The organism is Nitritalea sp. (assembly GCF_054166705.1).
In genome coordinates this window covers 217,149-242,670 of sequence record NZ_JBSZCV010000004.1, presented here as the reverse complement: position 1 = coordinate 242,670, position 25,522 = coordinate 217,149, and the positions used below count along the sequence as shown (strand labels likewise).

Genomic DNA, 25,522 nt, shown 5'->3' with positions numbered 1-25,522 from the left:
AAGGAACCATCATGTGCGGTAGATATACGCTTTCAAAAAGTAAAGAGGAGCTCGAAAAGTATTTTCAAGCGGAAATGCTGGCCCCTTTTCAGCCGCGCTATAATGCCGCCCCCACACAGCTTTTACCCCTGATCACAGGTGCCCAGCAGCGGGGCTTCTCCTTTTTTTACTGGGGCATCACACCGGATTTTGCTAAAAACAAGCCCGTAGCCGAAAAGCTTATCAATGCCCGCGGGGAGACTGTGCACGAAAAGATATCCTTTCGTAAAGGCTTCCAAAAACGCCGCTGTATCATTCCTGCCGACGGCTTTTACGAATGGAAGCGTGTGGGAAAGAAAACGAAAATCCCCTATCGGTTCACCTTGGAGGATGGAGGGCTTTTTGCTTTTGCAGGCATCTGGGAGGAATACGAAACTACCGCTGGGGAGCCACGTCATACTTTTCTTATCATTACCAGTAGCCCGAATGTGCTGGTGGAAGAGGTACATGACCGCATGCCGGTTATCTTGGATCGCGAGGCCCAAAAGCGCTGGTTAGACCCTTTAAGCTCAGCAGAAACCCTCCAGAGCCTGTTAAAGCCCTTTGCCGCAGAGCGCATGCTGAGCTATCCGGTATCGCCCCTCGTGAACCATGCAGGGCAGGACCACCCCGCCATGATTCGCCGCACCGACCCGATGGATCAGTTTGGAAACTATACCTTATTTGGATAAAAATATGCATGATATACACCTTTTAGACTTGAAATTCCAGGAGGCCGCCGAAGCGATAGCCTCTTTTTTAGTGGAAACTCCCGAGGATGGGCTCCTGCTTATCGAGTCAGGACCTGAAAGCACTTTCGAACAGTTAGAGGCTGCCATCCGCGAAAAAGGTTTTGAACCAGCAGAGGTGCGCCATGTGCTGCTCACGCACATTCATTTTGACCATGCAGGAGCAGCCTGGAAGTGGGCGGCCCGCGGGGCCAAAGTCTACGTGCACCCCATCGGACTGCCGCATCTGGCCTCCCCAGAAAAACTCTGGAACTCGGCAGCGCAGATTTATGGCGCGGATATGGAACGCTTATGGGGCAGCATGGAACCGATCTCCGAAGAGGCACTCTACCCCGTAGGCCATCAAGAAGTCCTTCAGATCGGAGGGCTCAGCCTAAAGGCCTTACACACTCCCGGCCATGCCGTCCACCATGTGGCCTATGTGCTTGGAGACTGCATCTTCACGGGCGATGTGGCTGGCGTAAAAATCCAAGAGGGCCCAGTGGTGCCCCCCTGTCCACCGCCCGATATTCACATTCCCGACTGGAAAGCGTCGATCGCTTTGCTCCGGGAGGAGCGCCCGACACGCCTGATGCTCACCCATTACGGAGAAATCCGCTCGGTAGATGCACACCTGGAAGCACTGGAGGCGATCCTAGACGACTGGGCCGGCTGGATGAAACCCCATTTCGATGCGGGCAGTAATCCGGCAGAAATTACCCCCGCCTTTATGGCTTACACCGAGGGACAGCTGCGCGAAAAAGGATGCTCAGATGCACTTATCCAGGTATATCAGTATGCGAACCCCAGCTGGATGTCCGTGGCCGGCCTGCTTCGTTTTTGGAAATTAAAGGCAAGTGGCCGTATTTTGTAGCCCCAAACCAAGAAAATCCTGAACAGCGGACCCCAAGTTCCGTTTTCATATAAACCCAAATAAAAACGCTTATCCTACCATGAAAAGAGCCAGAATACGCGGCGTAGGCCATTATCTGCCCGAAAGAGTAATAACGAACGAGTACCTATCCACGCTCATGAACACGAATAATGAATGGATCGTGGAGCGCACCGGCATCGAATCCCGCCGCTGGTTTACGCCTGGGAAGGATACGGTGACGAGCATGTCTGTGGAGGCCACCAAGATGGCGCTGGAGCGGGCGGGCCTCAGCCCAAAAGATATTGATTTTATCGTCTTCGCTACCATCACCCCGGATTACTTCTTGCCCGGAAATGGGGTGCTCCTGCAGCGTGAGCTCGGTATGGAAGGGATCGGAGCCCTAGACATACGCAATGCCTGCTCCGGCTTTATCTATGCCCTCTCAGTAGCAGACCAGTTTATTCGCACCGGTATGTATAAAAATATCTTGGTAGTAGGCGCGGAAATTCAGTCCTCTGCCCTAGATAAAAGCGATGAAGGGCGCTCCAGTGCGGTAATCTTCGCCGACGGTGCCGGCGCGGCCATCCTCAGTGCCGTGGACGACGATCAGCCCCATATCTTAAGTACCCACCTACATGCCGATGGAAATTACGCAGAAGAGCTCTACTGCAAAGACCCGGGCAGCAGCCGAGAAGACCGCTTGTCGGCCGCCCTGCTGGAGACCGGAAGCCACTTTCTGCGCATGAATGGCAATGCCGTCTTCAAGCATGCTGTCGTTCGCTTCCAAGAGGTGATTCTGGAGGCCTTGGAGGCCAATAAGATGCAGCCTGCTGACATCGACCTGCTCGTGCCCCATCAAGCCAATCTCCGTATTAGCAACTATATCCAACAAAAAATGGGTTTGCCTGAGGAAAAGGTATTTAATAATATCATGTATGTCGGCAACACCACCGCAGGCACGATTCCGATCGCCCTGAGTGAAGCCTGGGAGCAGGGGCGCCTGAAAGAAGGAGATCTGGTGTGCCTGGCCGCTTTTGGCAGTGGTTTTGCGTGGGCCTCCGCACTCTTGCGCTGGTAACAGCGTTTGGGAGCCTGCTTTTTGGCCCTCGGGCCAAAGGATGAGAAATCAATAACATTACCAAATAAAATGCGTAATATTATCAGGTAAATAGAGAGAAAACTGTTTTTCTGTTAGGCCTTTTGCTCCAGCACCCTGCTGGTGGTACTCGGTCTAAATAACATTATACACCATGAAATTTCGAATCAGTCCCAGTCTTTTTGCTCTCTTCGTTAGCTTTTGCTACTTCGGGGGTATGTTACACACCTTCGGGCAGCAGCGGGATGCCGCCGTACAGACCATCTACAGCGCGGACAGCAGCTTAAAAGCTTCCGGTGTTATCGCACAGGGAAGTATGCAGGGGCTTTGGCGTTTTGAAGACCCGAAAACGGGCAGACTGCTGCAGACAGCTAATTTTCTGAACGGGAAACGTGAGGGTGCAGCGCAGGCTTTCCACCCCAGTGGGCAAAAAGCAGTTGAGGCCAACTATCGCAATGGGGTTTTAAATGGTCCTTTCGCTGCTTTCGATCAGTCTGGTGCCCTTATTGAGCAAAAAATTTACGAGGACAGTGTCTTAGTAGGTCCTTACAAGTCTTTTTTCGGCAGAGAAAATGTGCCTAGCTTCGTAGATCCGGGCCAGGTGAAGGAGGAAGGCCAGTATGTAAACGGAAAAAAAGACGGACGCTGGATGACCTACTTCTACTTCGGTCAGCTCGGCATGGTGCAGACCTTTAAAGAGGGTGTACAGGAAGGTCCCTATATGGAGTACCACCCGGATGGTTTTCTGGTGGCGGAAGTGATGTACAAAGGGGGAGAGCCTCACGGTCCTTTTAAACGTTTCTCGTTTGCGAATGTCATCGAAGAGGAAGGCGAATATAACATGGGCAGAAAGGTCGGGGACTGGGTGACTTATTTCCCTGGAACGAAACGGGTGGCTTCTGAGACTTCTTACGATGCGCGTGGCAACCGCTCCGGCACTTGGACCTATTATTACGAAAATCGCCGAGTGGCGCGTGTGGAACGCTATGAAAATGATATTCCTGTCGGAACTTGGGAGGAATTCTACCCGGATCGTACGCTTTCCAAACGCAAAACCTATGTGTTGGGCGTGCCTGTAGGCCCCTATGAGGAGTTCCACGCGAATGGAAATCCCTCCGTAACGGGAGAATTTAGCGAATCGGGTATGCGGACAGGCTTGTGGCGTAATTTTCATCCGGAAGGCCAGCTCTACAGCATCGGGGAGTATCGAAATAACGTGAAAACTGGCAACTGGAAATACTTTAACCGCATAGGGATACTGGTGGCGGAAGGGGAATACCTCTTGGGCTCAGAAAATGGACAGTGGGTCTATTATTATGACGGTGGGCAGCTGAAGAGCATTGGCAGTTATCGACTCGGAAATGAGCATGGCACTTGGGGTTTGTTTTACGACAACAAACAACTGACGCAAGAAGAATTTTGGTCAAACGGCCGCTTGATGAATGTAGGAGACTATTTTAGTCTGGATGGTAGTAAAACCTGGGATAAGGGATCTCTGCAGGATGGAAATGGAATACGCATCACCTACTACATCGACGGGCGTAAGGAGTCGGAAGGGACTTACAGCGACGGTCGTGCTACCGGCCCTTGGATTTACTACCATGAAAATGGACGTAAGGCTTCCGAGGGAGAGATGATCGAGGGCAAGAAGCAGGGACAGTGGCGCTACTTTAACATCAATGGCCGCCTGCAAGAAGTACTGGTTTTCGATAACGATGAACTGGTACCCGAGCAAGAGCCTGAGCCTGAAATCAATTTCCAACGTTTTTAAGGCTTTCGGAATAGTAAAAAGATAAGGAACGCTGCCTCACAAACGTGTCTGTGAGGCAGCGTTTTTTTATTGCTCATTTATTATCCGGTAGGGCGAACAATTCAGCATCTGAGGGGGTTTTTGAAAGAAAATAGCGATATGTTCGGATTATTCAAGAAAAAGACCCCCATCGAAAAATTACAGGAGGAATATAAGGGACTGTTGGAAAAAGCCCACAAAATGTCCCATAGTGACCGCACCGCCGCGGACAAGTTGATGGCAGAGGCCGAAGAAGTGGCGAAAAAAATTGATGCCTTGAAAAAGGACCTCGGCTAAGCCCCTGCTGTTGACCCTATTCGTGATCACCAAGTATACATGCTAAAGCAGGCTCCAGCCTGCTTTTTGTGTTTTAGTTCTTTTGACGAATAGTTGTCTATGGGCGTGTAGGGAAATATTTTTCTTCTTTGGCTTTATAGGAATGGGAAAAAAGAAGTTCTGGCAGTGTATTTGCCCTGTATCCTTTAAGCTTTTTTTGAAATCATTTTTCAAAATTTTAATAATGTTTTAAGTTAAAAAATCAGATAATAATTCTATTTTTGGTGATTCTTACGAAACAAAAATACTTTATTCGCGTGTAATAAGACAAAGACCTAAACCAAGCAAATATGAAAAAGCAGATCGTCATACGCTTACTCCTTATTTTGGGATTAGGAATGGGAGTAATCCTTCAGTCTGAAGCAAGACAGGCTGTTGCCGTAAATTTTCAAGTGTTTTATCAGGAATTAAGTCCCTATGGGGACTGGGTTATAGATCCTACACATGGGTATATCTGGATCCCAAATGTAAGGGGGAATTTTCAGCCTTACGTAACGAATGGGTATTGGGCCATGACCGAATTTGGTAATACCTGGGTATCGCAGTACCCTTGGGGCTGGGCGCCTTTCCATTATGGACGCTGGTTCTGGGATGATTTCTATGGCTGGGCCTGGGTCCCTGGCTATGAGTGGGCACCCGCCTGGGTGTCTTGGAGGCAAGGGGGCGGACATTTCGGTTGGGCTCCTTTAGGCCCGGGATTGAATGTTACTGTGTTCACAGGGATTCCCACCAACCACTGGGTATTTGTGCCACGCAGAAGGTTCTACCATCGCAACTTCCATCGCCACTTTATCGAGCCTACGCAGGTAGTGCATATCTATCAGCAGACCACGATTATCAATCATACCACCGTGTATAATAATGCTACTTTCTTCTCTGGCCCTACCCGTCGGGAGATACGCCAGGCGACGAATCAAAATGTGCCGGTCTATCAGGTACGTCAGGCTAGAAGAGCAGGGCAAACGCGAGTGGGTAACAATGCCCTAGAGGTGTATCGTCCCAACTTAACGACAACCCGTGGGGGGGCAGCCGCCCGACCGAGTCAAGCGGTGAGCCGGGAGGAGTTCCGCAGCCGTCAGCAGCCGAGACAAAGTGCCCCAAATGCCGCTTTAGCCGGTGGCAGCTCAGATAGAAACAGCAATGCGCGACGTGAGGCAGCAGCTCCCGCAAGCGGACGGGCGGCACAGCGCGATGCGGTATATAATGAAACCCAGGGAGGCACGCAAAGTGCAGCGCCTACCAGTCGCCAGCGAGCCCGTGAGCAGCAACAAATACAGCAGCAGCGAAATGCTCGAGGTCAGCAGCAAGCCGCGCCTCCAGCGGAGCAGAGAAGTCGCCAGCAGGCCGCTCCTCCAGCGCGGCAGGGACGCCAGCAGCAGGCAGCACCTCCGGCGCAGCAGCGTAATTCTGGCGGCACGGTAAATCGCAGCAGCGGGAGCTCTTCCCGGAGTAGCGGCACGGTAAACCGCAGCAGCGGGAGCTCTTCCCGGAGTAGTGGTACGGTAAACCGCAGCAGCGGGAGCTCTTCCCGGAGTAGTGGTACGGTAAACCGCAGCAGCGGGAGCTCTTCCCGGAGTAGTGGTACGGTAAACCGGAGCAGTGGGAGCTCTTCCCGGAGTAGCGGTACGGTAAACCGGAGCAGTGGGAGCTCTTCCCGGAGTAGCGGCACTGTAAACCGGAGCAGTGGGAGCTCTTCCCGGAGTAGCGGCACGGTAAACCGTAGCAGTGGGAGTTCTTCCCGGAGTAGCGGCACGGTAAACCGGAGCAGTGGAAACTCCTCTCGGAGTAGCGGTACAGTAAACCGGAGCAGTGGGAGTTCTTCCCGGAGTAGCGGCACAGTAAACCGGAGCAGTGGGAGCTCTTCCCGGAGTAGCGGTACTTCTAGCCGCAGTAGCGGAAGCTCCTCCCGAAGCTCACGTGGTGGAGGAAACTAATCCTGTAGCCTAAAAGTAAAAAGGCCTATTGTTATTACGAACAATAGGCCTTTTTTCAGTGGAGCGCTTGGACACCCTGAGCGAAATAGTGGCGACACGCACCTGAACTTATCCCGTTAGGAGCGCTTAAAATCATCTGTAACCCGCACGATATCTGATTCATCAGAGGGGTTTTCAGGGTCGGTATGCATCCAAATTTCTGCTACGATCCCCCATCCCTCTGGTTTCCCCACGAGGCGATGCCGTTCCCCTTGGTCTAAGGATACATATTTTCCAAGTGCTAAATCCTCCTCTGGACCCTCCGCATCATCTGCACTACGCACGATGGCGCCCTGACCTGCCACCAGCTTCCACACCTCTGCACGTCGATGATGGTACTGCCACGACAAGCGCTTTCCAGGTGCCACACAGAGAATTTTAGGACTTAACTTTTCAGCAAACTGCTCTTCGCTAAGCGCAAGCTCCGCAAAAAAGCGGGCATGAAAACGCCGAATATCGCGCTCATCCAAAACAAAAAAACCACCCCAGGGCCGACTAAAATCGCGCTCCACGATAGAAAAATTTTCCGCGCCGATCTGAGCAGCGACTTCGGCCTCTAGCGCCGCTTTATCCAGCGCCAGATCCGTTTGTACATGAAACTCCATACATTAGGATTAATAAAAAAAACAACTTGTATCAGTAGCAAAAGTAAAAATATTAGGGAAGCTGCCCAAGGTTTGTTGGAAAATTTTATATCTTAGTTCCACTTTAACAAGAACCCGTTAGGTATGAATCTATTTGCGCCGACTTCAGAAGAAGCGTTTAGAAATGGTGGTGTAGACCAAAAAAACTACATTTTTAAGTTGCGCATCATCAAAGCGCTTTTTCGAAATCAGCAGCACACCGTTAATGAAATCAGCCGCTTCCTGGGCACCAGCCTGCCCACCACACATACCCTCATGCAGCAGCTTATCGAGGATAATATCGTGCGCAAGGAGGGTTTTGCGAAATCCAGCGGCGGAAGAAAGGCAGAGCTCTACCAGCTTCTGCCGGATACTTTTTACATCCTTTCCATCGCGATCACCAAATTCCGTGTGCGCCTCACCCTCTTTAATACGGCACGTGAGGCGGTGAGCCCCACCCAGCAGTTTGTGCTGAAGTTGGACGATGAACGAGAAACCGCCATGCAGCTGGTAGGGGAAATCAAACAGTTTTTGGCCGATCAGGCCTTACCTGAAAATCGCGTCATCGCAGCAGGTCTTTCCATGCCCGGGCTTATCGATGCTGCTGCAGGAAAAAACTATACCTACCTGAATTTTTCCGAGGAACCGCTAACCGAATTTTTGGAAGCACGCATCGGACTTCCGGTCTACCTCGAAAACGACGCCCGCGCCATGACCCTGGCGGAGTACCACTTTCAGCCGAATACTGCCGCCCATGTCCTCGGCATTTTTGTCGGCTGGGGGATCGGCATCGGCATCGTCGTGGATGGTAAGGTGTACCACGGCTTTAAAGGCTTCGCAGGGGAGTTTAGTCATGCTCCACTATTTGATTCGAGTGAGGTCAACTGCGCCTGCGGCAAAAAAGGTTGTCTGGAGGCAGTGGCCAGCGGAACGGCTGCCGTGCGCATGGCAGAAGAAGCCGTGAAGCATGATCCTGAATCGATTTTAGCGAAAATTTCCGCCCGAAATGGGCATTTTCTAGAGCCTGCCTCCATCGTGGAGGCCGCCCGGGCAGGGGATCAGCGTACCATCCGCATTCTCAGCCAAATCGGCTTAGACCTCGGAAAAGGGATCGCCATTCTAATCCAACTCCTGAATCCTGAAAAAATTATCGTTGGCGGTGTGCTATCTGAAGCAGGAGATTACCTGTTTACCCCCATCCAGCAGGCCTTAAATATCTACAGCATGCCGATTTCTAAGCAAGGTGTGCAGCTTGTGCCAGGGAAATTTGGGGATGCTGTGGGGCCTCTAGGCGCTGTGGCAGCCGCACAGGAGAAACTCTTTAACCCAATCGTGCCCGCAGGGTTTTAGTCCCCTAAAGGCCGAAGCCTTTTGCCTCCGCCTGCCCCTAAAGCGCTTGTGCCTTTTCGTAGTACTCCCGCGCCATCGGTAGCTCCGGATTGCGCTCCAGCGCATCGCCTAAATACTTCAGCGCACTGATTTTATCGCCCTGCATGTAATAGTACATACCCTTGTTTCGCCAAGCAAAAATATTGCGTGGATTCTGGCGCAAGCTCAGGTTGATGTCCGAAAGCCCAGCCTCCTGCTCCCCGGTAAACAAGCGGTACAGCCCGCGATTATTATAAAAATACGCCTGGTCGCTGTTCAACTGGATCGCGCGCTCCACTTCTTTTAAGGCGGTGGCATAGTCTTCCTGTTCGAAGGCGATCATGCCACGCAGATTGTAGATATTGGCCTCCTCCGGGGCCAAAGCCTCCGCTTCTTGCAGCAAGTCCAGCGCCTGTCCATATTCGCCGAGGTAATAGTGGATGGTAGCCTCGTTCACGACAATATCCGCATTTTCGGGTACGCGCTCACGTGCCGCCTTAAAGCTGGTTAGAGCTTCCGGATAATCTCCTAGTGCTTCCTGCGCCATGCCGCGTAGAAAGTAGCCCTTCCAAGCCTCACTCTCCTCCCGCAGTAGGGCGCGCGCATCTTCTAGGGCCTTGTAATTCTCTCCATTATCCAAGTGAGCCAGCCCGCGTAAGAACCAGACCTCGTAATCCTGGTCATTAGCACTTAAAATGACCCCATAATCGTAAATCGCCTCATCGAAGCGCCGTAAACGCTCCAGTGCCAGCGCCCGATTATATAGGGCATCCCGATATTCAGGGTCGATCGCCAGGGCCTCCGTATAAAATTCTATCGCCTTTCGCAGGTCATTTTCTTTTAATTTCTCGTTGCCTTTTAGTAAAAACCGTCCTTTTTTATCCTCCTGCTGGTTACAAGCAGCCAAAAAAAAGAACACCAAAACGGCCAGCAGTACCTTGCCTAATCCGGCGGGCAGCATAACATGCCCGGAAGTGGGCCCCTTATCAGATGCCTGTTGCTTTTGCCTGTGCTTTGGGGCGGCCGCCCCAAAGAAAAGAGTCTCTATTCTTTTCATTACTTTCTAGCTTACGGATAGCGCACCTGTCCCTTTTTTTACGCCTTTTCTGTTCGGTCTGCCGCTGCTTGTTCAGGAGAATCCGATCGGGAAGCTCCTGTCTTCCGCTGAGGAGCATCCTCTGGTAAATCCTTCGCCCTTTCCTCCCCTAAAAGTAGGGCGATGGCTTGGGTGTCCGGACTGAGCTCAAAGATTTTTTTCAGCACCGCAAGGGCAGGTATCACGATGATCATGCCGACGACCCCCCAGATCGCTGCCCCCACTAAAAGCGCTATAAAGGTGATGAATGCATTTAAATTTACATTACTGCCAACGATCTTCGGCGTAAGAAAGTTGCTCTCTAGCAGCTGAATGATCTGGAAGGCGATCACCACGCCCAGCGGATACAGCAGGCTATCTTTCGTCAAGAAGGCAAAAATCGTGGGCAAGATGGCGCCGAGAAAAGGCCCTAAAAAAGGAATAATGTTTAAAATGCCGGCGAAGATTCCGAAAAAGATGGCATGCTTGATCCCCAGGCCGAAGAGCACCGCGGTGTTTAGCACGGCTAAAATGGCCATCACCTTTAAGACCCCCACCATGTAAGCCTGCACGACTTTGCGCAGCTTTTTAATCTCAGCACGTACTTTTTCCTCTTCGATCTCTTTATAAAATTCGACGATAAAGTCGGTCAGGTGATGCCGGTAAACCAAAAGGAAAAAGATGAAAATGGGCAATAAGATCGCCGTCGTCAAGGACCCAAGCGTACCCAAGAGAAATTCCAATAAATTCGCAGAGTTGTTTTGGACGTATTGGATCAAGTTGATGTCCTCCACGCGCTCCAAAAGCCCGATTTCTACTTCAAAATTCGTTTTCAACAGTTGCTCGATGTCTTCCACGTAGCCCAGCAGCCGATCTTCCACATCTTCCAGGTCCTTACCGAAGTTCGCCACCTGCAAGATCACGAAGGCCAGTAGCCCCAGGATGCTGAGAATTCCAGCCACCAGTGCGATCAGGCAGGCACTGAGTTCGCCAAGGCCCTTGCGCACCATCCACTCCACAGGAGGCGTGAAAAGTACGGCGATGATTCCCCCCAAAAACAGCGGAATGAGAACTCCTTTTCCCACTTGCATGAGGGTGATGATCAGCCCGATGAGCAGTAAGACACTTAGGGCACGCAGGTAGCCCGGAAGACGTAGCGTAGGGGTTTTAGACATGTACGATGTGATTAGAAAAATGCGGAGCAAGATCGCTCATGGTTAAATTTACGAAAAATATGCCAAAACTCCTTTTACGAGATGGCTAGCGGACACCTGGAAGGTCTTTTTCGCTGAGCTCATGATAATGCTTCTGGTTTTTGACCATGTTTTGAGGCGACCAAGTAATCGAGGTGCTGGCGGGATGCTTGCGCGCCGCACAGGCCGCCACCTGGCAGTAGTGGCAACATTTTTCCGGCAGGCAGGGGTCGGCATGTATGAACACCTCCGTGATGCCCGGCCAGTGCGTCTCCAAGACCTGTTCCACCTGCTCCACCTCCTCATGTACCTGCTCCAGGTTCAGGTAATAGGGTAGGGTCAGGTGCAGATCGATATGTTTATCGCCGCCATACTGCTGCACGCGCATATTATGAATATCGATCCAGAGCGAGCGGCGCTTTTCCTGAAGGATCGCCGCGGTGGAAGTCACCGCCTCCGCATCCGCCTCGTCCATCAGCCCCCCGACCGAGCGACGCACAAGGCCATAACCGCTGTAGCCAATATAAATGGAGAAAAGAATGGCGATCACCGAGTCTAAAAATTGAAATCCTGTCAGCAGGATAAGCCCGATGCCGAGCAGTAGCAGCACCGAGGTGAGTGTATCCACGAGCAGATGCTTGCCACTGGCCTCTAAAGTGATGCTGTTTAAGGCTTTTCCTTTGCGCTGAAGCGCAAAGCCCAAGGCCCCATTTACCAATCCCGAGAAGCCGATCAGCAGCATCCCCTCCAAAAGATTTTCCAGGTCTTCGGGAAAGAATAGGTTGTAAACCGCCTGATACAGAATAAAGATGCCCGCCAGCATGATCAAAACGCCCTCCACACCGGCACTAAAAAACTCCACCTTGCCGTGACCATAGGGGTGATTTTCATCACGGGGCAGGGAGCTGAGGTAGATGCTGTAACTGGCAAAAGCCGCCGATACCACGTTCACAATACTTTCCAGGGCATCCGTTAAAATGGCCGTGGACTTGGTGATGTAAAAGGCATAGAACTTAAAGATCAGCAAAATAATGCTAACAGCAAAAGACAGACGTATCCAAAGCGTTTTCGATTGAGGCACGGGGCAAGTAGAAGTTTTGGGAGGGTAAAAGTACGGCCAATTTTTCGGAATAGTGCATGGACGTTTATTTTCTTCCTTTCAGAATGGAAAAATCGCCTCCGGAAGCAAAAAGCGGGAGCCACACCGCGCGTGGAGCTCCCGCTTACTTGGGTATGGTTAAGCGTCTGCTTGCGTATCGCTCGTCTCCTCGTCCAGGAGCCCCGAACGTTTCAGCAGGGCGTTAAGCTCTGGACCTCGACCGCGAAATCTTTCGTAGAGCTTCGCCGGATGCGCGCTGCCACCCGCTGCCAAAATATGGCGCTGGAAGGCGCCGGCCACCTCTGCAGAGAAAATACCCTTCTCCTCGAAATACCCGAAGGCATCCGCATCCAGCACCTCTGCCCACTTATAACTATAATAGCCCGCCGCGTAGCCGCCCTGAAAGATATGCGAGAATGCTGTGGACATCAGCGTGCCGGGCGTCTCAGGAAGTAGCGCGGTCTGCTGCATAAGCTCCCGCTCGAAGGCTGCCACATCCCGGATACTGGCCGCATCTCGCTGATGATAGGCCATGTCTAATAAGCCGAAGCTAACCTGCCGAACAGTCTGGTAGCCCTGATGGAAATTCGCCGCCGCACGGATTTTGTCGATTAAGTCGGCCGGAATCGCTTCGCCCGTCTCATAATGGCGCGCGAAAAGATCCAAGCACTCCTTCTCATAACACCAGTTTTCAAGTAACTGCGAAGGAAGTTCCACGAAATCCCAGAACACACTGGTGCCCGAAAGGGAGCCGTAGCGCGTGTCCGCCAGCATACCATGCAGGGCATGGCCGAACTCATGGAAAAGCGTCGTCACTTCCTGAAAGGTGAGCAGGGAGGGCTTGCTCTTCGTCGGCTTGGTGAAGTTGCAGACAATCGAAATATGCGGACGGCTGTCCTGCCCGCCTTCCCGGTACTGCCCCTTGTACACGGTCATCCAAGCGCCATTTCGCTTGCCCGCACGGGGAAAAAAGTCCGCATAAAGCACCGCCATAAAGCGGCCGCTAGCATCGAACACCTCATAGGCCTTCACCTCAGGATGATACACCGGAATAGCCGGCTGCTCCTGAAAACGAAGACCGAACAACTTGCCCGCTGTCTCAAAAACTCCTTCCACGACGCGCTCGAGCGAAAAGTAAGGCTTCAGCAAAGCATCGTCGATGGCGTATTCTTTTTTCTTCAGCTTTTCAGCGAAAAAGGCAAAATCCCACTTCTCCAGCCGGTCGATGCCTGCTGTTGCCTTAGCGAAAGCTTCCAGCGTGGCCATTTCTTCTTTTGCCTTCGGCAAAGCACGCTCCAGTAACTCCTCCAAGAACTGAAGGACAGCATCGGGACTTTGCGCCATGCGCTCCTCTAACACGAAGTCGGCATAGGTGGCATAGCCTAAAAGCTGAGCGCGCTCCTGACGCAGGGCCAAGATCTCCTGAATGAGGGCCTTGTTATCCAGGGCATCGCCCTTCGCTGCTTTCGTATTATAGGCATAAAAAAGCTCCTTCCGCCGCTCCCGATTTTCGGAATAGGTCATAAAGGGCAGGTAGCTGGGCATGGCTAAGGTAATGGCATAGGCCTCGGGGCGGCCTCTCTCCTCGGCAGCCTGCGCGGCGGCCTCCACCATAAAGTCAGGAAGGCCATCCAGCTCATGGGCTTCCAGCCAAAGCACGTACGCATTCGTCTCCTTCAACACGTGCTCGCCGAAGCGGAGGCCTAAGGTGGAAAGGGCCCGGTCGATTTCGCGCAGACGCTCCTTCTGATCGTCGTTTAGGCGCGCACCGTTGCGAACGAAACTTTTATAGGTTTTTTCCAGCAGTGTCTGGCTCTCCTCATCCAGGTCGGCGGGAGGATTTTCATAGACCGCGGCTACCTGCGCGAAAAGTTCAGCATCCAGTAATATATCATTGCTGTAAGCACTCAGCAAGGGAGCGATTTCCTGCGCCAGCGCCTGCAGCTCCTCGTTCGTTTCGGCTGCATTCAGGTTGTGAAAAATCGCTGAAGTACGCTCCAGCCCGCGTCCAGCAGCATCCAAGGCCACGATCGTATGTTGGAAATCAGGCTTTTTAACGGCCTTAATCTGCTCGATTTCAGCTTTGGCAGTACGTATGCCCTCCTGGATTGCTTCCAGAAAATGCTCCGGTCGGATCTGATCGAAGGGCGCCGTTTCATGCGGTGCCGTGAAGGCTTGAAGTAAAGGGTTATGGGTGGAAATTGTCGTCATAGCATCCATTTGGTTCATATGTTGGAGCCGAAAGAGCTCCTGTACAAAGATAGAAATTTCTATCCTCCTTCTAAAAGCCAGAAAAAGCACACAAGGTTCTCCTCTTTAGCAAAGCTTTTTCCGTATACCGTAGGAAAACGGGAGCTCTCTTTGTATCTTTCCGTTAAGCTGCACAGCAGCAAAGACTTAGTGCAAAGCAAAAACAGAGGGAAAAAAAGGAAGTCTTTCCCTACACATGTAACAAAAATCACAAAAATTTTCATCTAGTTTATGGACATTTGTTGCACAATTTGTTACTCAAGAGTCACCCTAGGCGACTCCCCAATCCTTTGCACCTATTAAGATAAAAAATACCGATGAAATCTGGCTTTGCACAAAAACTCAACCGCTACCTCCCCATCACAGAGTGGCTTCCACGCTACAAGCGTGATGATCTCTCCGGAGATCTCAGTGCCGGTCTTACCGTAGGGATCATGCTGATTCCTCAGGGCATGGCCTACGCCATGCTCGCAGGCTTGGAACCCATCCACGGCCTTTATGCCGTTACCGTTCCACTTTTACTGTATGCGATTTTCGGTACCTCCCGGCAGTTAGCCGTCGGTCCGGTGGCGATGGTCTCACTTCTGACCGCAGCAGGTATCGGCGGGCTTAATGCCAGCTCACCAGCGGAATACCTCGGCTATGCCTTGACGCTCGCCTTCTTGGTTGGGCTCATTCAGTTCGGCATGGGTGCCCTTAAGCTGGGATTTGTGGTGAACTTCCTTTCCCACCCCGTCATTAATGGCTTTACCTCAGCAGCGGCTATCATCATTGGCCTCAGCCAAATCAAACACCTCTTCCGCATCCAGCTCCCCAACACGGAGCATGTGCAGGAGATTTTAGTGGCCCTGGTCCAAAACATCGGAGATATCCACTGGATTACTTTTGGAATAGGTGTTTTAGGAATTATCATCATTAAATATGGGAAAAAAATCCATAAGGCCTTTCCTGCACCCCTGGTCGCTGTAGTGGTAGGTATTCTCCTCGTATATGGCTTTAACCTGACCGAGCAGGGCGTACGCATCGTAGGCGATGTCCCTTCTGGCTTGCCCACCCTGTCCCTGCCGTATGTTGATGGCAACACCTGGAGCATGCTTTTTCCGATCGCCCTGACCATCTCCCTGGTAGGTTTTGCGGAGAGCTTTGCCGTAGCGAAAACCATTCAGGCGAAGCATAAGACGTATCGACTGGATGCGAACCAAGAATTAATCGCCTTAGGGATGGCCAACTTCGGTGCCGCTTTCTTTAAAGGGTATCCAGTAACGGGGGGCTTCTCTAGAACAGCGGTAAACAACGATGCTGGCGCGAAAACGACGATGGCCTCCATCATCTCAGCCGTGCTCATCGTGCTGACGCTACTCTTTTTCACTAGCTTATTTTATTACCTGCCCAGCTCCATCCTAGCAGCCGTGGTTTTGGTAGCCGTTTCAGGTCTGGTGGATTTTAAAGAACCACAGCACCTGTGGAAAAAGGATAAAGTAGACTTTTCTATGCTCGTACTCACCTTCGTGGTGACGCTGACCCTAGGGATCGAAGTGGGGATTATCTCCGGCATGGTGCTCTCCTTACTTGTAGTGATTTACCGCGCTACCCGTCCACACATGGCCCAGCTGGGACGCATTCCTGGGACCGCGATTTTCCGAAATATCAAGCGTTTTAAGAACTTAGAAGAGCGTGAAGATCTGCTCATCGTCCGTATCGATGGCCCGATTTACTTTGCGAATGTCACTTACATTCATGATACGATGGAGTCTTGGCTGGCCGCTAAGGGCGGCAAAGTGAAAGCCGTAGTTCTCAACATGGAGTCGGTCACCAGCATCGACAGCACGGGAGCCCATGAGCTCGACGAGTGGATTAAAACCTGGCGCGCTGCTGGCATAGAAGTCAGCATGACCGCCATCAAAGGCCCCGTCCGCGATGTGATGAACCGATGGGGTCTGCTAGATACGATCGGGGTCAACTATATCTTCCTTGATAATGCCAGCGCAGTAGATGCACTCGTTACACATAACCATGCCGATGCCGAAAACTGGAAAGTGTACGCCATGCAGACGAATGAGAATTAAGTTCGGGAGAAATCTTGTTACTGAAAACAGAAGACCGGTTGCCGCCAAGCGCCGGTTTTTTTTTGGCCACTGGCCTAACTTCAGGCTCCCTGCTGTGGTTATAGCTTCATGCATGCATCTCTTTTTTCTTCCGCCGCCGCTTCGAATCTACTTCCCGCCCACGGCCAGATGTACTACCAGCAGGATTTTCTCTCCCCACAGGAGACGCAGCACTATCAAGCCCTATTGGAATCAGAATTGCGTTGGGTGCAGGAGCCCATTATGCTCTTTGGTAAGCCGGTCATGCAGCCTCGCCTAACAGCCTTGCTTGGGGATCCACGTGTGCCGTATGGGTACTCCGGCATTCAGATGGAGGTCCAAAATTGGCCGGAAGGCCTTCTGCCGCTTTTACGTCGGGTGGAGCAAGCTGCCGGAGAAACGTTTACCCATTGCCTTTGCAACTGGTACCGGGATGGGGCAGACAGCATGGGCTGGCATCGGGATAACGAAAAAGTACTTGGCCCACGACCTACCATCGCCTCCCTAAGCTTTGGTGGACAGCGGGATTTTCAGGTGCGGCCGTACCGGCCAAAGGGTAAGGAGCTCCCCGCCGCCCTGATAGGAGAAAAAAAGCGGGTGCTGCCCCTGGTCGCTGGGAGCCTACTCTTGATGCAAGGGGAAATGCAGCAGTTCTGGGAGCATCAGGTGCCTAAAACCAAAAAGCCCGTGCAACCACGAATCAACCTCACCTTCCGGCACCTATACACCCCAAAGCCCTGAGCGCTCGAGCGGGCATTCAGGGCTTTGGGATAAATGAGGCCATGATTTCGGCTAGCAGTAACCTTTTTACTGTGCGATCAACTCCTCGAAATCATCCCGTACGTAGATGACGTTACGGCCCAGCTCGATCCATTTTTTCTTCTCTAGCTGTTTCAGCAGGCGCGAGATCACTTCGCGGGAAGTGCCGAGTTCATTGGCCACCTCTTGATGGGTGATGAGGAGCTCATTGGATTTAAGCTGCTTCATTTTCATCAAAATATACCGCATAAGGCGCTCGTCCATGCGCTTAAAGGCCACCGCATCGAGGGCCACCAGCACCTCTTGGAAGCGCTTTTGGTAGGTGTTGGACACGAAATCTTTCCACTGCTTGTACTGATCTGTCCAGCTCTCGTGTAAGGCCGTCGGAATCCCTAAAATTCGGGTTTCTTCCTCGGCCACGGCTCTAATTTCACTTGGCTTCGAAGCGGAGCAGCAGGTGAGAGAAAGGGCACAGGTCTCTCCAGGCTCCAGATAGTAGAGAAAAAGCTCTCGGCCATCCTCATCCATACGCATAATTTTGATGGCTCCACTCAGGACGATCGGTACCATCTTAACAAATTGGCCGGGCTCCATAATCGATTTGCCAGAGGCAAAGGTGTGCACCTTTCCCTGCTCCAGCATGGCCTGCAGGAGGTTAGGATCTGTAATTGCGGGTACCAGGCGCTTTAACTGCTCTATTTCCATGACGTAAGTTCATTTCTTAGGGTGAAAAAACGGAATTCACGGAGGTAAATTAGTGATTTCTGTCACAAGATAAAACCAAAAAATAAGGGAGACCCATAAAATAAAAAAAGCCGGATTATAAACCCGACTCTTTTCTGTATCCTAAACCAACCTATTAAAAGTCATTAAATTTCTGCTTATTTTTTGGAAGGAACTTAAACCGTCAAACCTCCATCGATTACGTATGCGGCACCTGTTATAAATTTACTGCGCGCAGAGAGCAGAAAGGTAGCCAGTTCCGCCATCTCTTCGTTTGTGCCGTAGCGGCCTAAAGGAATCGCCTGCTCAAAGCTTTTCTTGACTTCCGTGCCCGCTCCCGGGGCGAAGCCTTCTTCTAAGGAGCGCATCATCCGGTTGTCCACAGGGGAGGGGTGCATGCTATTCACGCGAATGCCGTGTGGAGCGCCCTCTAAGGCGGCTACGCGCATAGCCCCGATCGTAGCATGTTTACTGGTGGTGTAGGCGATCGTTTTGGCTGTGCCCTGCAGGCCTGCCACCGAGGAGGTAATTAAAATGGCGCCACCCCCTTGGCGCTCCATGAGCGGAAATGCTGCCCGAATACCTAAAAACACGCCTTTTACATTTACCGCCATCACCTGGTCGAAGATTTCCTCGGGGTAGTCCGCTAAAGGGGCTACGAGCCCTTCTATGCCAGCATTTAAAAACAAGAGGTCGACGCGCTCCATTTTCTCCTCCGCATAGGCCATATACGCTGCGACCTCTTCCGAGCGGCTGACATCCGCTTTGAAGGTAAATACGCGCTCATCCGCTAGGGTCTCTTTTGCCTCCGCTAAGGCTTCCGCACTGATATCCACGAGCAAAACTGCCCGAATGCCCTCCTGTAAAAATTGACGCGCTGTGGCAAGTCCGATACCGCCCGATCCTCCTGTAATGACTGCTGTCTTTTCTTGAAGTTCCATAAATAATGCTGTGGTTTGTGGCTTGTGAAAGTGATTATGCTATTTTTTCTTTGCACAAAGATAACAGAAGCACCTAGGGTTATACCTCGAAAGAATCAGGTAAAAAACTGATCTTCATCAGCTTTTCTGCCCGCAGATAGCGCGACCTTTGTCAGGTAATAAGGCCATAAACGCAAACCCTGAAAGCAACATGAAGAAAATCCTCGTTCCTATCGATTTTTCCCCTTATGCAGCTGCGGCTTTTGAAACCGCCATGCGTATCGCTGCGAAAGGAGAGAGTAGCATCATCGCCGTAAATGTCGTCGGTTCCACCTTAGACTGGGCTTCCATGCGGCCCGAAGCCAAAGAAAAAGAGACGAAAATACTCGATCAGCTCCAAGAAGCGAAAGCCAAATTAGGGGAGTTCCTAGCTCCTTACACCCAGCCTCATGTGCCAATAGATACCCAAGTGCTTGTAGGGATTCCCTATGACCAGGTGTGTAGATTAGCGGCAGCCGAAAATACCGACCTCATCGTCTTAGGGGCTTACGGTCAGGGCTATGCGCCCGAAAAACATATCGGCTCCCACGTGCAGCGCATCCTTCGGGAGGCCCACTGCCCGGTGCTGGCCGTAAAAAAAGCATTGAATGGAAATGCGCTGCGCAAAATGGTTTTTGCAGCCAAGTTCCACACCGATAGCAAGGAGGCCTTTTTGCGGCTTCGCCCGCTCATTCGCCAACTGCGCTGCTCGGTACACTTCTTGTTTATAAATACGCCCGAAGGATTTACGCGCTCAGCAGATGCAGACGCTGCCATGCAGCAGTACGCTCAGGGACTAGAAGACATCGTCATCCACAAGCATATCTATAACGACACTACTGCGGAGGCGGGGATCCTGAATTTCGCCGAGAAGCTGGACGCCGGCTTCATCGCGTTCGCGACGAACGAGCGCAAAAATAGCCGCACCTATCAGATCGGACATACGGAGACCGTGCTCTTTAAAGGAGACTATGCCGTTTTAAGCGTGAAATTCACCTGAAAAGCGTTAGAAGGAACCTCTTGGAAAAACTTTTGACATAAAATTAACCACATCCTAAACAGTGAAAAGGTGGGCCGCCGCGAAGCGCCCACTTTTTTTATGCCGGGATAGCCTGGGTTATTTGGCCTTCAGCTGCTTGATCCGCCTCGGGTTCCACCACAGATAAAAGCCCGAAACCGAAAGTAAAAGCAAGCCCAAGCCCATTAGCGTACTCAAACCCATTTTGGCGTAGCCGTCATCTGCAGCAAATAAAAAGTCTACAATACTTCCATCGTGCAGGCTTTCGATCAAGTCGGAATTACGCTGCTTGACAGAAAGGATCTGCCCGCTATACGCATCGAGCTGCACCTCTTTGAAATGTCGCTTAAACACAATTTTCGCAATGCCTTTCTCCGGTCGGATGTCCACCCGATCTAAAAGCGGGTTGAGCCCTACAGAATCCTGCACATACTGGACACCAATGCGCATCAACTCTTCCACGGGCAGCATCTGCTCCGGGCGCTCCACCTGCGTGCGCTGCGTCGGTGGCAGTAAGGCCAGAGGTTTTTTCCATGCCAAAAGGATGCCCGTCACCGAGACTAAGACCATAAAAAACAACAAAGGCAGACTGAGCCATTTGTGCAGTTTACGATAAAAACGGGTTTGGGCACTGAGTGAACTGGGCATGCGTACTGGCTTAGTGAAATAAAAAAGGTTACTGGCCTGCGAAGACCACTTTAGCTAGCTTCAGGGCCTCCCGAAGGGCCTCAGGATCGATCGAAGGGCTAAAGCCATGGCTTTCAAGTAAGCGGATCAGCGCTTCTGTGGCCACATTGCCGACCAGGCGATCTTCGGCCATGGGGCAACCTCCAAAGCCCTGTAGCGCGCCATCGAAGCGGCGGCAACCGGCCTTCAGGGCTGCATTGATTTTACTGTGCATCTGGTCGGAACGTGTATGCAGGTGTGCCCCGAATTCCACTTGCGGAAAGGCCTCGATGTTCACACGTAAAACCGATTCGATCAGCTCAGGGCTGGCCAGCCCCACGGTATCCGCAAAGGAGATGACCGAAATGTTCATGTCGACAAGCTCCTGACAAAACTCCGCTACCCGCTCCGGCGCATAGGGGTCTCCATAAGGATTGCCGAAACCCATGCTCAGGTACACCACCAGTCTACGGTCCTTTTCCATACAGCGGTTTTGGATTGCCCCTATCGTCAGGAGCGCCTCCGCGATACTTTTTCGTGTATTGCGCTGCTGAAAAGTCTCTGAAAGGGACAGCGGAAAGCCAAGATCATCGATCTCGGGGAACTGAAGGGCATCTTCCGCCCCCCGGGCATTCGCCACAATCGCCAGCAGCCGCGTGCTGCGCTGATGTAAATCCAGCATGCCCAGCACCTCCGCTGTGTCGCGCATCTGCGGAATCGCCTTCGGGCTCACGAAACTGCCGAAATCCAAAGTATGAAAGCCTACCGCCAAAAGCTGATCGAGGTAGGCCGCCTTAATACTGGTGTCGATAAAGTGCGGCAAGCCCTGCATCGCATCCCGCGGACATTCTACTAGTTGAATCATGAAAGAAAGATACGCAGGCAGCTGAATTTTCCCAATAGATTTTATCCCCATCGGAAAATTTAGCCGATAGGTGGTCCGGCCTCCGGCCAAAATCCCGCGCCAAAAGGCCCTTCCTTAGGTTTTTTACAGGGCATTTATGTACCTTTGCCCCCATATAAAAATTTGACTCCAGGACATGATACGCTTTTTCCAAACCGCCGGACCGCTCGTCTATGCGCTCGAAACAGAAACCGCCCTCACCCCCGAAACCCTGGCCAAGCTGGCCTGGCTTTTCGATGGAGCACAAGCGCTCGACCAGCAGCAGCTCCCCGGTCCCTTTATAGGCCCCCGAAAGGAAATGCTCACGCCCTGGTCTACGAATGCAGTGGAAATCTGCCTCAGCATGGGCATAAGTGGTATCAAGCGTATCGAATGCTTCGAAAAGGTGAGTGAAGAGAGTACACTCGATCCCATGCTCCAGCAGCGCTACCCGGAGCTCGACCAGTCTCTCTTCCACATCGCCTTGCAGCCAGAAGCCATCCGCCCCATCGAAGACATTGCGGCCTATAACCAAGCGGAAGGGCTGGCCCTCAGCCAAGAAGAAGTGGACTACCTCGAGCAAGTCAGCGCCAGCATCGGACGCCCACTCACCGACTCAGAAGTTTTTGGCTTTAGCCAGGTCAACTCCGAACACTGCCGCCACAAAATTTTTAACGGCACCTTCCGCATCGATGGACAAGAAAAGGAAAAAACACTCTTTCAACTGATTAAAGCCACCTCTCAAGCACACCCTAACCGCATCGTCTCTGCCTATAAAGATAATGTTGCCTTCGTAAAGGGGCCCGCCGCCGTGCAATTTGCGCCCCTGCGCCAAGACCAAGCCGACTTTTTCGCTGAAACATCCATCGAAACGGTCCTCTCCCTAAAGGCTGAAACCCATAATTTCCCCACCACCGTGGAACCCTTTAATGGGGCCGCTACCGGTTCAGGAGGAGAAATCCGCGACCGGATGGCGGGAGGAACGGCCTCCATTCCCCTGGCAGGCACGGCTGTCTACATGACGGCCTACCCACGCACTGAGGCAGGGCGCTCCTGGGAAGAGCAGCTGCCAGCACGCCCCTGGCGCTACCAAAGCCCACAGGATATCCTGATCAAAGCCTCCAATGGGGCCAGTGATTTCGGGAATAAATTTGGCCAGCCGCTGATTTCCGGCTCGCTCTTGACCTTCGAACATCAGGAAAAGGGACGCTGGCTGGGCTTCGATAAAGTCATCATGCAGGCAGGCGGCGTGGGCTTTACACGTGCCCCTTATAGCTTGAAAAAAACACCCGCCGCCGGGGATAAAATCATCCTCATGGGCGGCGATAATTACCGCATCGGAATGGGTGGGTCGGCCGTTTCCTCCGTGAATACCGGTGCCTTCAGCCATGCCCTCGAGCTAAATGCCATCCAGCGCTCCAATCCCGAGATGCAAAAACGCGTGGCAAACGTCATCCGCGCCATGGCCGAGTCGGAGGAGAACCCCATCATCTCCATCCATGACCACGGCGCCGGCGGGCACCTCAACTGCCTCTCCGAGCTGGTGGAGACCACAGGAGGGAAGATCGCGCTCGAGGCCCTTCCCGTCGGTGATCCAACCCTCTCCGCGAAAGAAATCATCGGAAATGAGTCGCAGGAACGCATGGGCCTGCTGGTGCGTCCCGAAGATACGGACCTTTTGCGCCGCGTGGCGCAAAGAGAACGTGCCCCTTTTTATGAAATCGGGGAAACCACCGGAGACATGCAGTTTACCTTCGAAGATGCTCGCACGGGAGAGAAGCCTGTGGACTGGAGCCTCCACCATATGTTCGGAAGCTCTCCGAAAACAATTCTCGAAGACAGCCGTGCCGAAAATGGTTTTGCGCCCCTGCGCTACGAGACGGAAAAACTGACGGCCTACCTCGAGCAGGTGCTACAACTCGAGGCGGTGGCCTGTAAGGACTGGTTGACCAATAAGGTGGACCGTTCGGTCACCGGTCGCGTGGCCAAGCAGCAGACGACGGGCGAGCTGCAGCTGCCACTAAACAATGTAGCCGTCATGGCCCTGGACTTTCAAGGCACCCAAGGGATCGCCACCTCCATCGGTCATGCCCCTGTGGCGGCATTGGCCTCACCCGAGGCAGGATCGCGCCTGGCCATCGCCGAAGCGCTCACCAATTTACTCTGGAGCCCCATCGAAGAGGGCCTCTCTGGGGTGTCTTTAAGTGCAAACTGGATGTGGCCAGCAAAAAATGCTGGAGAAAATGATCGCCTCTACCGCGCCGTGGAGGCCGTTTCGGATTTTGCGATCGCCCTAGGCATCAACATCCCGACGGGGAAAGATTCCCTTTCCATGACGCAGCAGTACCCGGATGGGCAGACCGTATATGCGCCGGGGACGGTGATCATTAGCGCCATCGGAACATGTACCGACATCCAGCGCGTGATTTCTCCAGATCTAGCCCCCGTGCCCGGATCTTCACTCTATTACATCGATTTTTCAGCAGCCCCGCTGCAACTCGGAGGGAGCGCCCTGGCGCAGGTCTTGAACCAAGTGGGAACAGAGACTCCCGATGTGTGCGATGCCGACTATTTCCGCACCTGCTTCGATGCGCTGCAGCAGCTCATTCAGCAGCAGCTGCTCTATGCTGGTCATGACATCTCTTCCGGTGGATTGGTGACGACGCTACTGGAGATGTGCTTCCCCTCCACACGCGTGGGCTTAGAGGTACAACTGGAAGGTCTCGGCGAAGCAGACCCGATCAAAATGCTTTTTGCCGAGAACCCCGGCGTGGTCATACAGGTGAAAAATGCCGAAAAGGTGCGCGCCCTGCTTGACAGCTACGGCGTCCGCTACGTGTCGCTTGGCAAGGTGACACTGGAAGGGGTGCTGAACATTCCAGCTCAGGGCCTTTCCTTCCCGATTGCCAGTTATCGCCAACAGTGGTTCCGCTCTTCCTACCTGCTGGACAAGCTGCAGTCCGGTGCCGAACATGCCGAGGCACGCTTCCAGAATTACAGCCAGCAACCGCTCTTTTACAGCGGCCTGAGCGCCTGGCAGCAGCGCATGGAACAGGGCCAAACGCTTCCGGCTCGTGGACAAGTGCGGGCAGCGATCATCCGCGAAAAGGGCGTAAACGGTGATCGAGAGATGGCCTATGCCCTGTATGCCGCAGGTTTTGAGGTGAAAGACATCCACATGACGGATCTAATCTCCGGTGCAGAAACCCTGGAGGATGTGCACATGATCGCCTTCGTGGGGGGCTTCTCCAACTCAGATGTTTTGGGCTCCGCCAAAGGCTGGGCAGGGGCCTTTCTCTATAACGAAAAAGCGAAAAAAGCGCTTGATGCCTTCTATGCACGACCCGATACCCTAAGTTTAGGGGTTTGCAACGGTTGCCAGCTGATGGTAGCCCTGGGTCTGCTGTATCCTGAGCTGGAGCAGGTGCCCAAGATGGAGCATAACCGCTCAGGGAAATTTGAGTCAGCCTTCTTAAATGTCACTATTCCGACGAATCAGTCGGTGATGCTAGGCTCCTTGTCGGGTATGCGTCTGGGCGTATGGATAGCCCATGGCGAAGGAAGGTTCCACCTGCCTGAGATAGAAGCCTATCGTGTGGCGATGACCTACAGTTATAGCGCCTACCCGGGGAATCCAAACGGTTCCGATGCAGATGTGGCGGCACTAGTGTCACAAGATGGACGCCACCTGGCGATGATGCCGCATATCGAGCGCTCCCTGAAGCCTTGGAACTGGCCTTACCTCAGCCCCGAGCTAGCAGATGATCCTGTCAGCCCCTGGATGGAGGCCTTCCAAAATGCTTACAAGTGGATCGCAGAAAGGGTCTAAGTCAACACCAAAAAAGGAAGAGATTTGAAAATCTCTTCCTTTTTTTTCAGCTTTCAGCATCTTAATTTTTATTTTTCCTCCTCATTGAACAGAGCCGAGTAAAAGATTTTTCTGCCATTTGCATTTGCATGAAGAGATACCAGCAATAGATCCATCTTGATCCAAAGCTATATGGCAGG

At 52.4% G+C, this 25,522-nt stretch carries 20 protein-coding genes; 11 read left to right on the top strand and 9 right to left on the bottom strand.

Annotation, left to right across the window (positions count from 1 at the left end):
* The first annotated feature begins 11 nt into the window (after positions 1–11).
* From ACXIT9_RS01985 to ACXIT9_RS01960, 6 genes are all read left to right on the top strand, one after another.
* Entirely contained in the window at positions 12–710 is a 699-nt protein-coding gene (locus tag ACXIT9_RS01985) for an SOS response-associated peptidase (protein WP_458054567.1), read from the top strand.
* Positions 711–714: 4 nt separating this feature from the next.
* A complete protein-coding gene (locus tag ACXIT9_RS01980) occupies positions 715–1,620 on the top strand; it encodes an MBL fold metallo-hydrolase (protein WP_458054566.1) in 906 nt (301 codons plus the stop codon).
* Between the two features lie 79 nt (positions 1,621–1,699).
* Positions 1,700–2,698 carry a 3-oxoacyl-ACP synthase III family protein gene (locus ACXIT9_RS01975; RefSeq protein ID WP_458054565.1) on the top strand — a complete coding sequence of 333 codons (999 nt, stop codon included), beginning with the start codon at positions 1,700–1,702 and terminating at the stop codon, positions 2,696–2,698.
* 235 nt (positions 2,699–2,933) lie between these two features.
* Positions 2,934–4,487, top strand: coding sequence for a toxin-antitoxin system YwqK family antitoxin (locus tag ACXIT9_RS01970; RefSeq protein ID WP_458054594.1), 1,554 nt, complete (start codon positions 2,934–2,936; stop codon positions 4,485–4,487).
* 138 nt (positions 4,488–4,625) lie between these two features.
* Positions 4,626–4,802 carry a Lacal_2735 family protein gene (locus ACXIT9_RS01965; protein ID WP_458054564.1) on the top strand — a complete coding sequence of 59 codons (177 nt, stop codon included), beginning with the start codon at positions 4,626–4,628 and terminating at the stop codon, positions 4,800–4,802.
* 329 nt (positions 4,803–5,131) lie between these two features.
* Entirely contained in the window at positions 5,132–6,775 is a 1,644-nt protein-coding gene (locus ACXIT9_RS01960) for a DUF6600 domain-containing protein (protein ID WP_458054563.1), read from the top strand.
* 116 nt (positions 6,776–6,891) lie between these two features.
* On the opposite strand, the gene ACXIT9_RS01955 is transcribed toward ACXIT9_RS01960, so the two are convergent.
* Positions 6,892–7,419: a phosphoheptose isomerase gene (locus ACXIT9_RS01955; RefSeq protein ID WP_458054562.1), complete on the bottom strand. Its 528-nt coding sequence runs from the start codon at positions 7,417–7,419 to the stop codon at positions 6,892–6,894.
* A 123-nt stretch (positions 7,420–7,542) separates the two neighbouring features.
* On the opposite strand from ACXIT9_RS01955, the gene ACXIT9_RS01950 reads away from it, so the two are divergent.
* Positions 7,543–8,787 (top strand): ROK family transcriptional regulator, encoded by a 1,245-nt coding sequence (locus ACXIT9_RS01950; RefSeq protein ID WP_458054561.1) that lies wholly within the window; start codon positions 7,543–7,545, stop codon positions 8,785–8,787.
* A gap of 37 nt (positions 8,788–8,824) precedes the next feature.
* Here the strand turns inward: ACXIT9_RS01950 and ACXIT9_RS01945 are convergent, their stop codons facing one another.
* The 4 genes from ACXIT9_RS01945 to ACXIT9_RS01930 all read right to left on the bottom strand — a co-directional run bounded on the left by ACXIT9_RS01945 (position 8,825) and on the right by ACXIT9_RS01930 (position 14,383).
* Positions 8,825–9,862, bottom strand: coding sequence for a tetratricopeptide repeat protein (locus ACXIT9_RS01945; protein ID WP_458054560.1), 1,038 nt, complete (start codon positions 9,860–9,862; stop codon positions 8,825–8,827).
* 38 nt (positions 9,863–9,900) lie between these two features.
* Entirely contained in the window at positions 9,901–11,055 is a 1,155-nt protein-coding gene (locus tag ACXIT9_RS01940; RefSeq protein WP_458054559.1) for an AI-2E family transporter, read from the bottom strand.
* 85 nt (positions 11,056–11,140) lie between these two features.
* Positions 11,141–12,154: a cation diffusion facilitator family transporter gene (locus tag ACXIT9_RS01935; protein ID WP_458054558.1), complete on the bottom strand. Its 1,014-nt coding sequence runs from the start codon at positions 12,152–12,154 to the stop codon at positions 11,141–11,143.
* Positions 12,155–12,310: 156 nt separating this feature from the next.
* Positions 12,311–14,383, bottom strand: coding sequence for a M3 family metallopeptidase (locus ACXIT9_RS01930; RefSeq protein ID WP_458054557.1), 2,073 nt, complete (start codon positions 14,381–14,383; stop codon positions 12,311–12,313).
* Positions 14,384–14,739: 356 nt separating this feature from the next.
* On the opposite strand from ACXIT9_RS01930, the gene ACXIT9_RS01925 reads away from it, so the two are divergent.
* Complete coding sequence (locus tag ACXIT9_RS01925; protein ID WP_458054556.1) at positions 14,740–16,488, top strand: SulP family inorganic anion transporter; 1,749 nt, start codon at positions 14,740–14,742, stop codon at positions 16,486–16,488.
* Between the two features lie 108 nt (positions 16,489–16,596).
* On the top strand, positions 16,597–17,247 hold the full coding sequence (locus tag ACXIT9_RS01920; protein WP_458054555.1) for an alpha-ketoglutarate-dependent dioxygenase AlkB family protein: 651 nt from the start codon (positions 16,597–16,599) through the stop codon (positions 17,245–17,247).
* 66 nt (positions 17,248–17,313) lie between these two features.
* On the opposite strand, the gene ACXIT9_RS01915 is transcribed toward ACXIT9_RS01920, so the two are convergent.
* Positions 17,314–17,970, bottom strand: coding sequence for a Crp/Fnr family transcriptional regulator (locus ACXIT9_RS01915; RefSeq protein ID WP_458054554.1), 657 nt, complete (start codon positions 17,968–17,970; stop codon positions 17,314–17,316).
* Between the two features lie 194 nt (positions 17,971–18,164).
* Positions 18,165–18,929 carry an SDR family NAD(P)-dependent oxidoreductase gene (locus tag ACXIT9_RS01910; RefSeq protein ID WP_458054553.1) on the bottom strand — a complete coding sequence of 255 codons (765 nt, stop codon included), beginning with the start codon at positions 18,927–18,929 and terminating at the stop codon, positions 18,165–18,167.
* Positions 18,930–19,119: 190 nt separating this feature from the next.
* On the opposite strand from ACXIT9_RS01910, the gene ACXIT9_RS01905 reads away from it, so the two are divergent.
* Positions 19,120–19,947, top strand: a complete 828-nt coding sequence (locus tag ACXIT9_RS01905) for a universal stress protein (RefSeq protein ID WP_458054552.1) — start codon at positions 19,120–19,122, stop codon at positions 19,945–19,947.
* A gap of 117 nt (positions 19,948–20,064) precedes the next feature.
* Here ACXIT9_RS01905 and ACXIT9_RS01900 read toward each other — a convergent pair whose 3' ends face one another.
* Together ACXIT9_RS01900 and ACXIT9_RS01895 are read right to left on the bottom strand one after the other, a co-directional pair.
* Positions 20,065–20,613 carry a PepSY domain-containing protein gene (locus ACXIT9_RS01900; protein WP_458054551.1) on the bottom strand — a complete coding sequence of 183 codons (549 nt, stop codon included), beginning with the start codon at positions 20,611–20,613 and terminating at the stop codon, positions 20,065–20,067.
* A gap of 28 nt (positions 20,614–20,641) precedes the next feature.
* A complete protein-coding gene (locus tag ACXIT9_RS01895) occupies positions 20,642–21,496 on the bottom strand; it encodes a hydroxymethylglutaryl-CoA lyase (protein ID WP_458054550.1) in 855 nt (284 codons plus the stop codon).
* A gap of 175 nt (positions 21,497–21,671) precedes the next feature.
* Here ACXIT9_RS01895 and purL point away from each other — a divergent pair, with 175 nt between their 5' ends.
* Complete coding sequence (gene purL / locus ACXIT9_RS01890) at positions 21,672–25,343, top strand: phosphoribosylformylglycinamidine synthase (RefSeq protein ID WP_458054549.1); 3,672 nt, start codon at positions 21,672–21,674, stop codon at positions 25,341–25,343.
* Positions 25,344–25,522: the final 179 nt, after the last annotated feature.

Bases quoted from the DNA above. Each gene is read 5' to 3' on its own strand.
- ACXIT9_RS01985 (WP_458054567.1), top strand. From the start codon at position 12: ATGTGCGGTAGATATACGCTTTCAAAAAGTAAAGAGGAGCTCGAAAAG.
- ACXIT9_RS01980 (WP_458054566.1), top strand. From the start codon at position 715: ATGCATGATATACACCTTTTAGACTTGAAATTCCAGGAGGCCGCCGAA.
- ACXIT9_RS01975 (WP_458054565.1), top strand. From the start codon at position 1,700: ATGAAAAGAGCCAGAATACGCGGCGTAGGCCATTATCTGCCCGAAAGA.
- ACXIT9_RS01970 (WP_458054594.1), top strand. From the start codon at position 2,934: ATGTTACACACCTTCGGGCAGCAGCGGGATGCCGCCGTACAGACCATC.
- ACXIT9_RS01965 (WP_458054564.1), top strand. From the start codon at position 4,626: ATGTTCGGATTATTCAAGAAAAAGACCCCCATCGAAAAATTACAGGAG.
- ACXIT9_RS01960 (WP_458054563.1), top strand. From the start codon at position 5,132: ATGAAAAAGCAGATCGTCATACGCTTACTCCTTATTTTGGGATTAGGA.
- ACXIT9_RS01955 (WP_458054562.1), bottom strand. From the start codon at position 7,419: ATGGAGTTTCATGTACAAACGGATCTGGCGCTGGATAAAGCGGCGCTA.
- ACXIT9_RS01950 (WP_458054561.1), top strand. From the start codon at position 7,543: ATGAATCTATTTGCGCCGACTTCAGAAGAAGCGTTTAGAAATGGTGGT.
- ACXIT9_RS01945 (WP_458054560.1), bottom strand. From the start codon at position 9,862: ATGAAAAGAATAGAGACTCTTTTCTTTGGGGCGGCCGCCCCAAAGCAC.
- ACXIT9_RS01940 (WP_458054559.1), bottom strand. From the start codon at position 11,055: ATGTCTAAAACCCCTACGCTACGTCTTCCGGGCTACCTGCGTGCCCTA.
- ACXIT9_RS01930 (WP_458054557.1), bottom strand. From the start codon at position 14,383: ATGACGACAATTTCCACCCATAACCCTTTACTTCAAGCCTTCACGGCA.
- ACXIT9_RS01925 (WP_458054556.1), top strand. From the start codon at position 14,740: ATGAAATCTGGCTTTGCACAAAAACTCAACCGCTACCTCCCCATCACA.
- ACXIT9_RS01920 (WP_458054555.1), top strand. From the start codon at position 16,597: ATGCATGCATCTCTTTTTTCTTCCGCCGCCGCTTCGAATCTACTTCCC.
- ACXIT9_RS01915 (WP_458054554.1), bottom strand. From the start codon at position 17,970: ATGGAAATAGAGCAGTTAAAGCGCCTGGTACCCGCAATTACAGATCCT.
- ACXIT9_RS01910 (WP_458054553.1), bottom strand. From the start codon at position 18,929: ATGGAACTTCAAGAAAAGACAGCAGTCATTACAGGAGGATCGGGCGGT.
- ACXIT9_RS01905 (WP_458054552.1), top strand. From the start codon at position 19,120: ATGAAGAAAATCCTCGTTCCTATCGATTTTTCCCCTTATGCAGCTGCG.
- ACXIT9_RS01900 (WP_458054551.1), bottom strand. From the start codon at position 20,613: ATGCCCAGTTCACTCAGTGCCCAAACCCGTTTTTATCGTAAACTGCAC.
- ACXIT9_RS01895 (WP_458054550.1), bottom strand. From the start codon at position 21,496: ATGATTCAACTAGTAGAATGTCCGCGGGATGCGATGCAGGGCTTGCCG.
- purL (WP_458054549.1), top strand. From the start codon at position 21,672: ATGATACGCTTTTTCCAAACCGCCGGACCGCTCGTCTATGCGCTCGAA.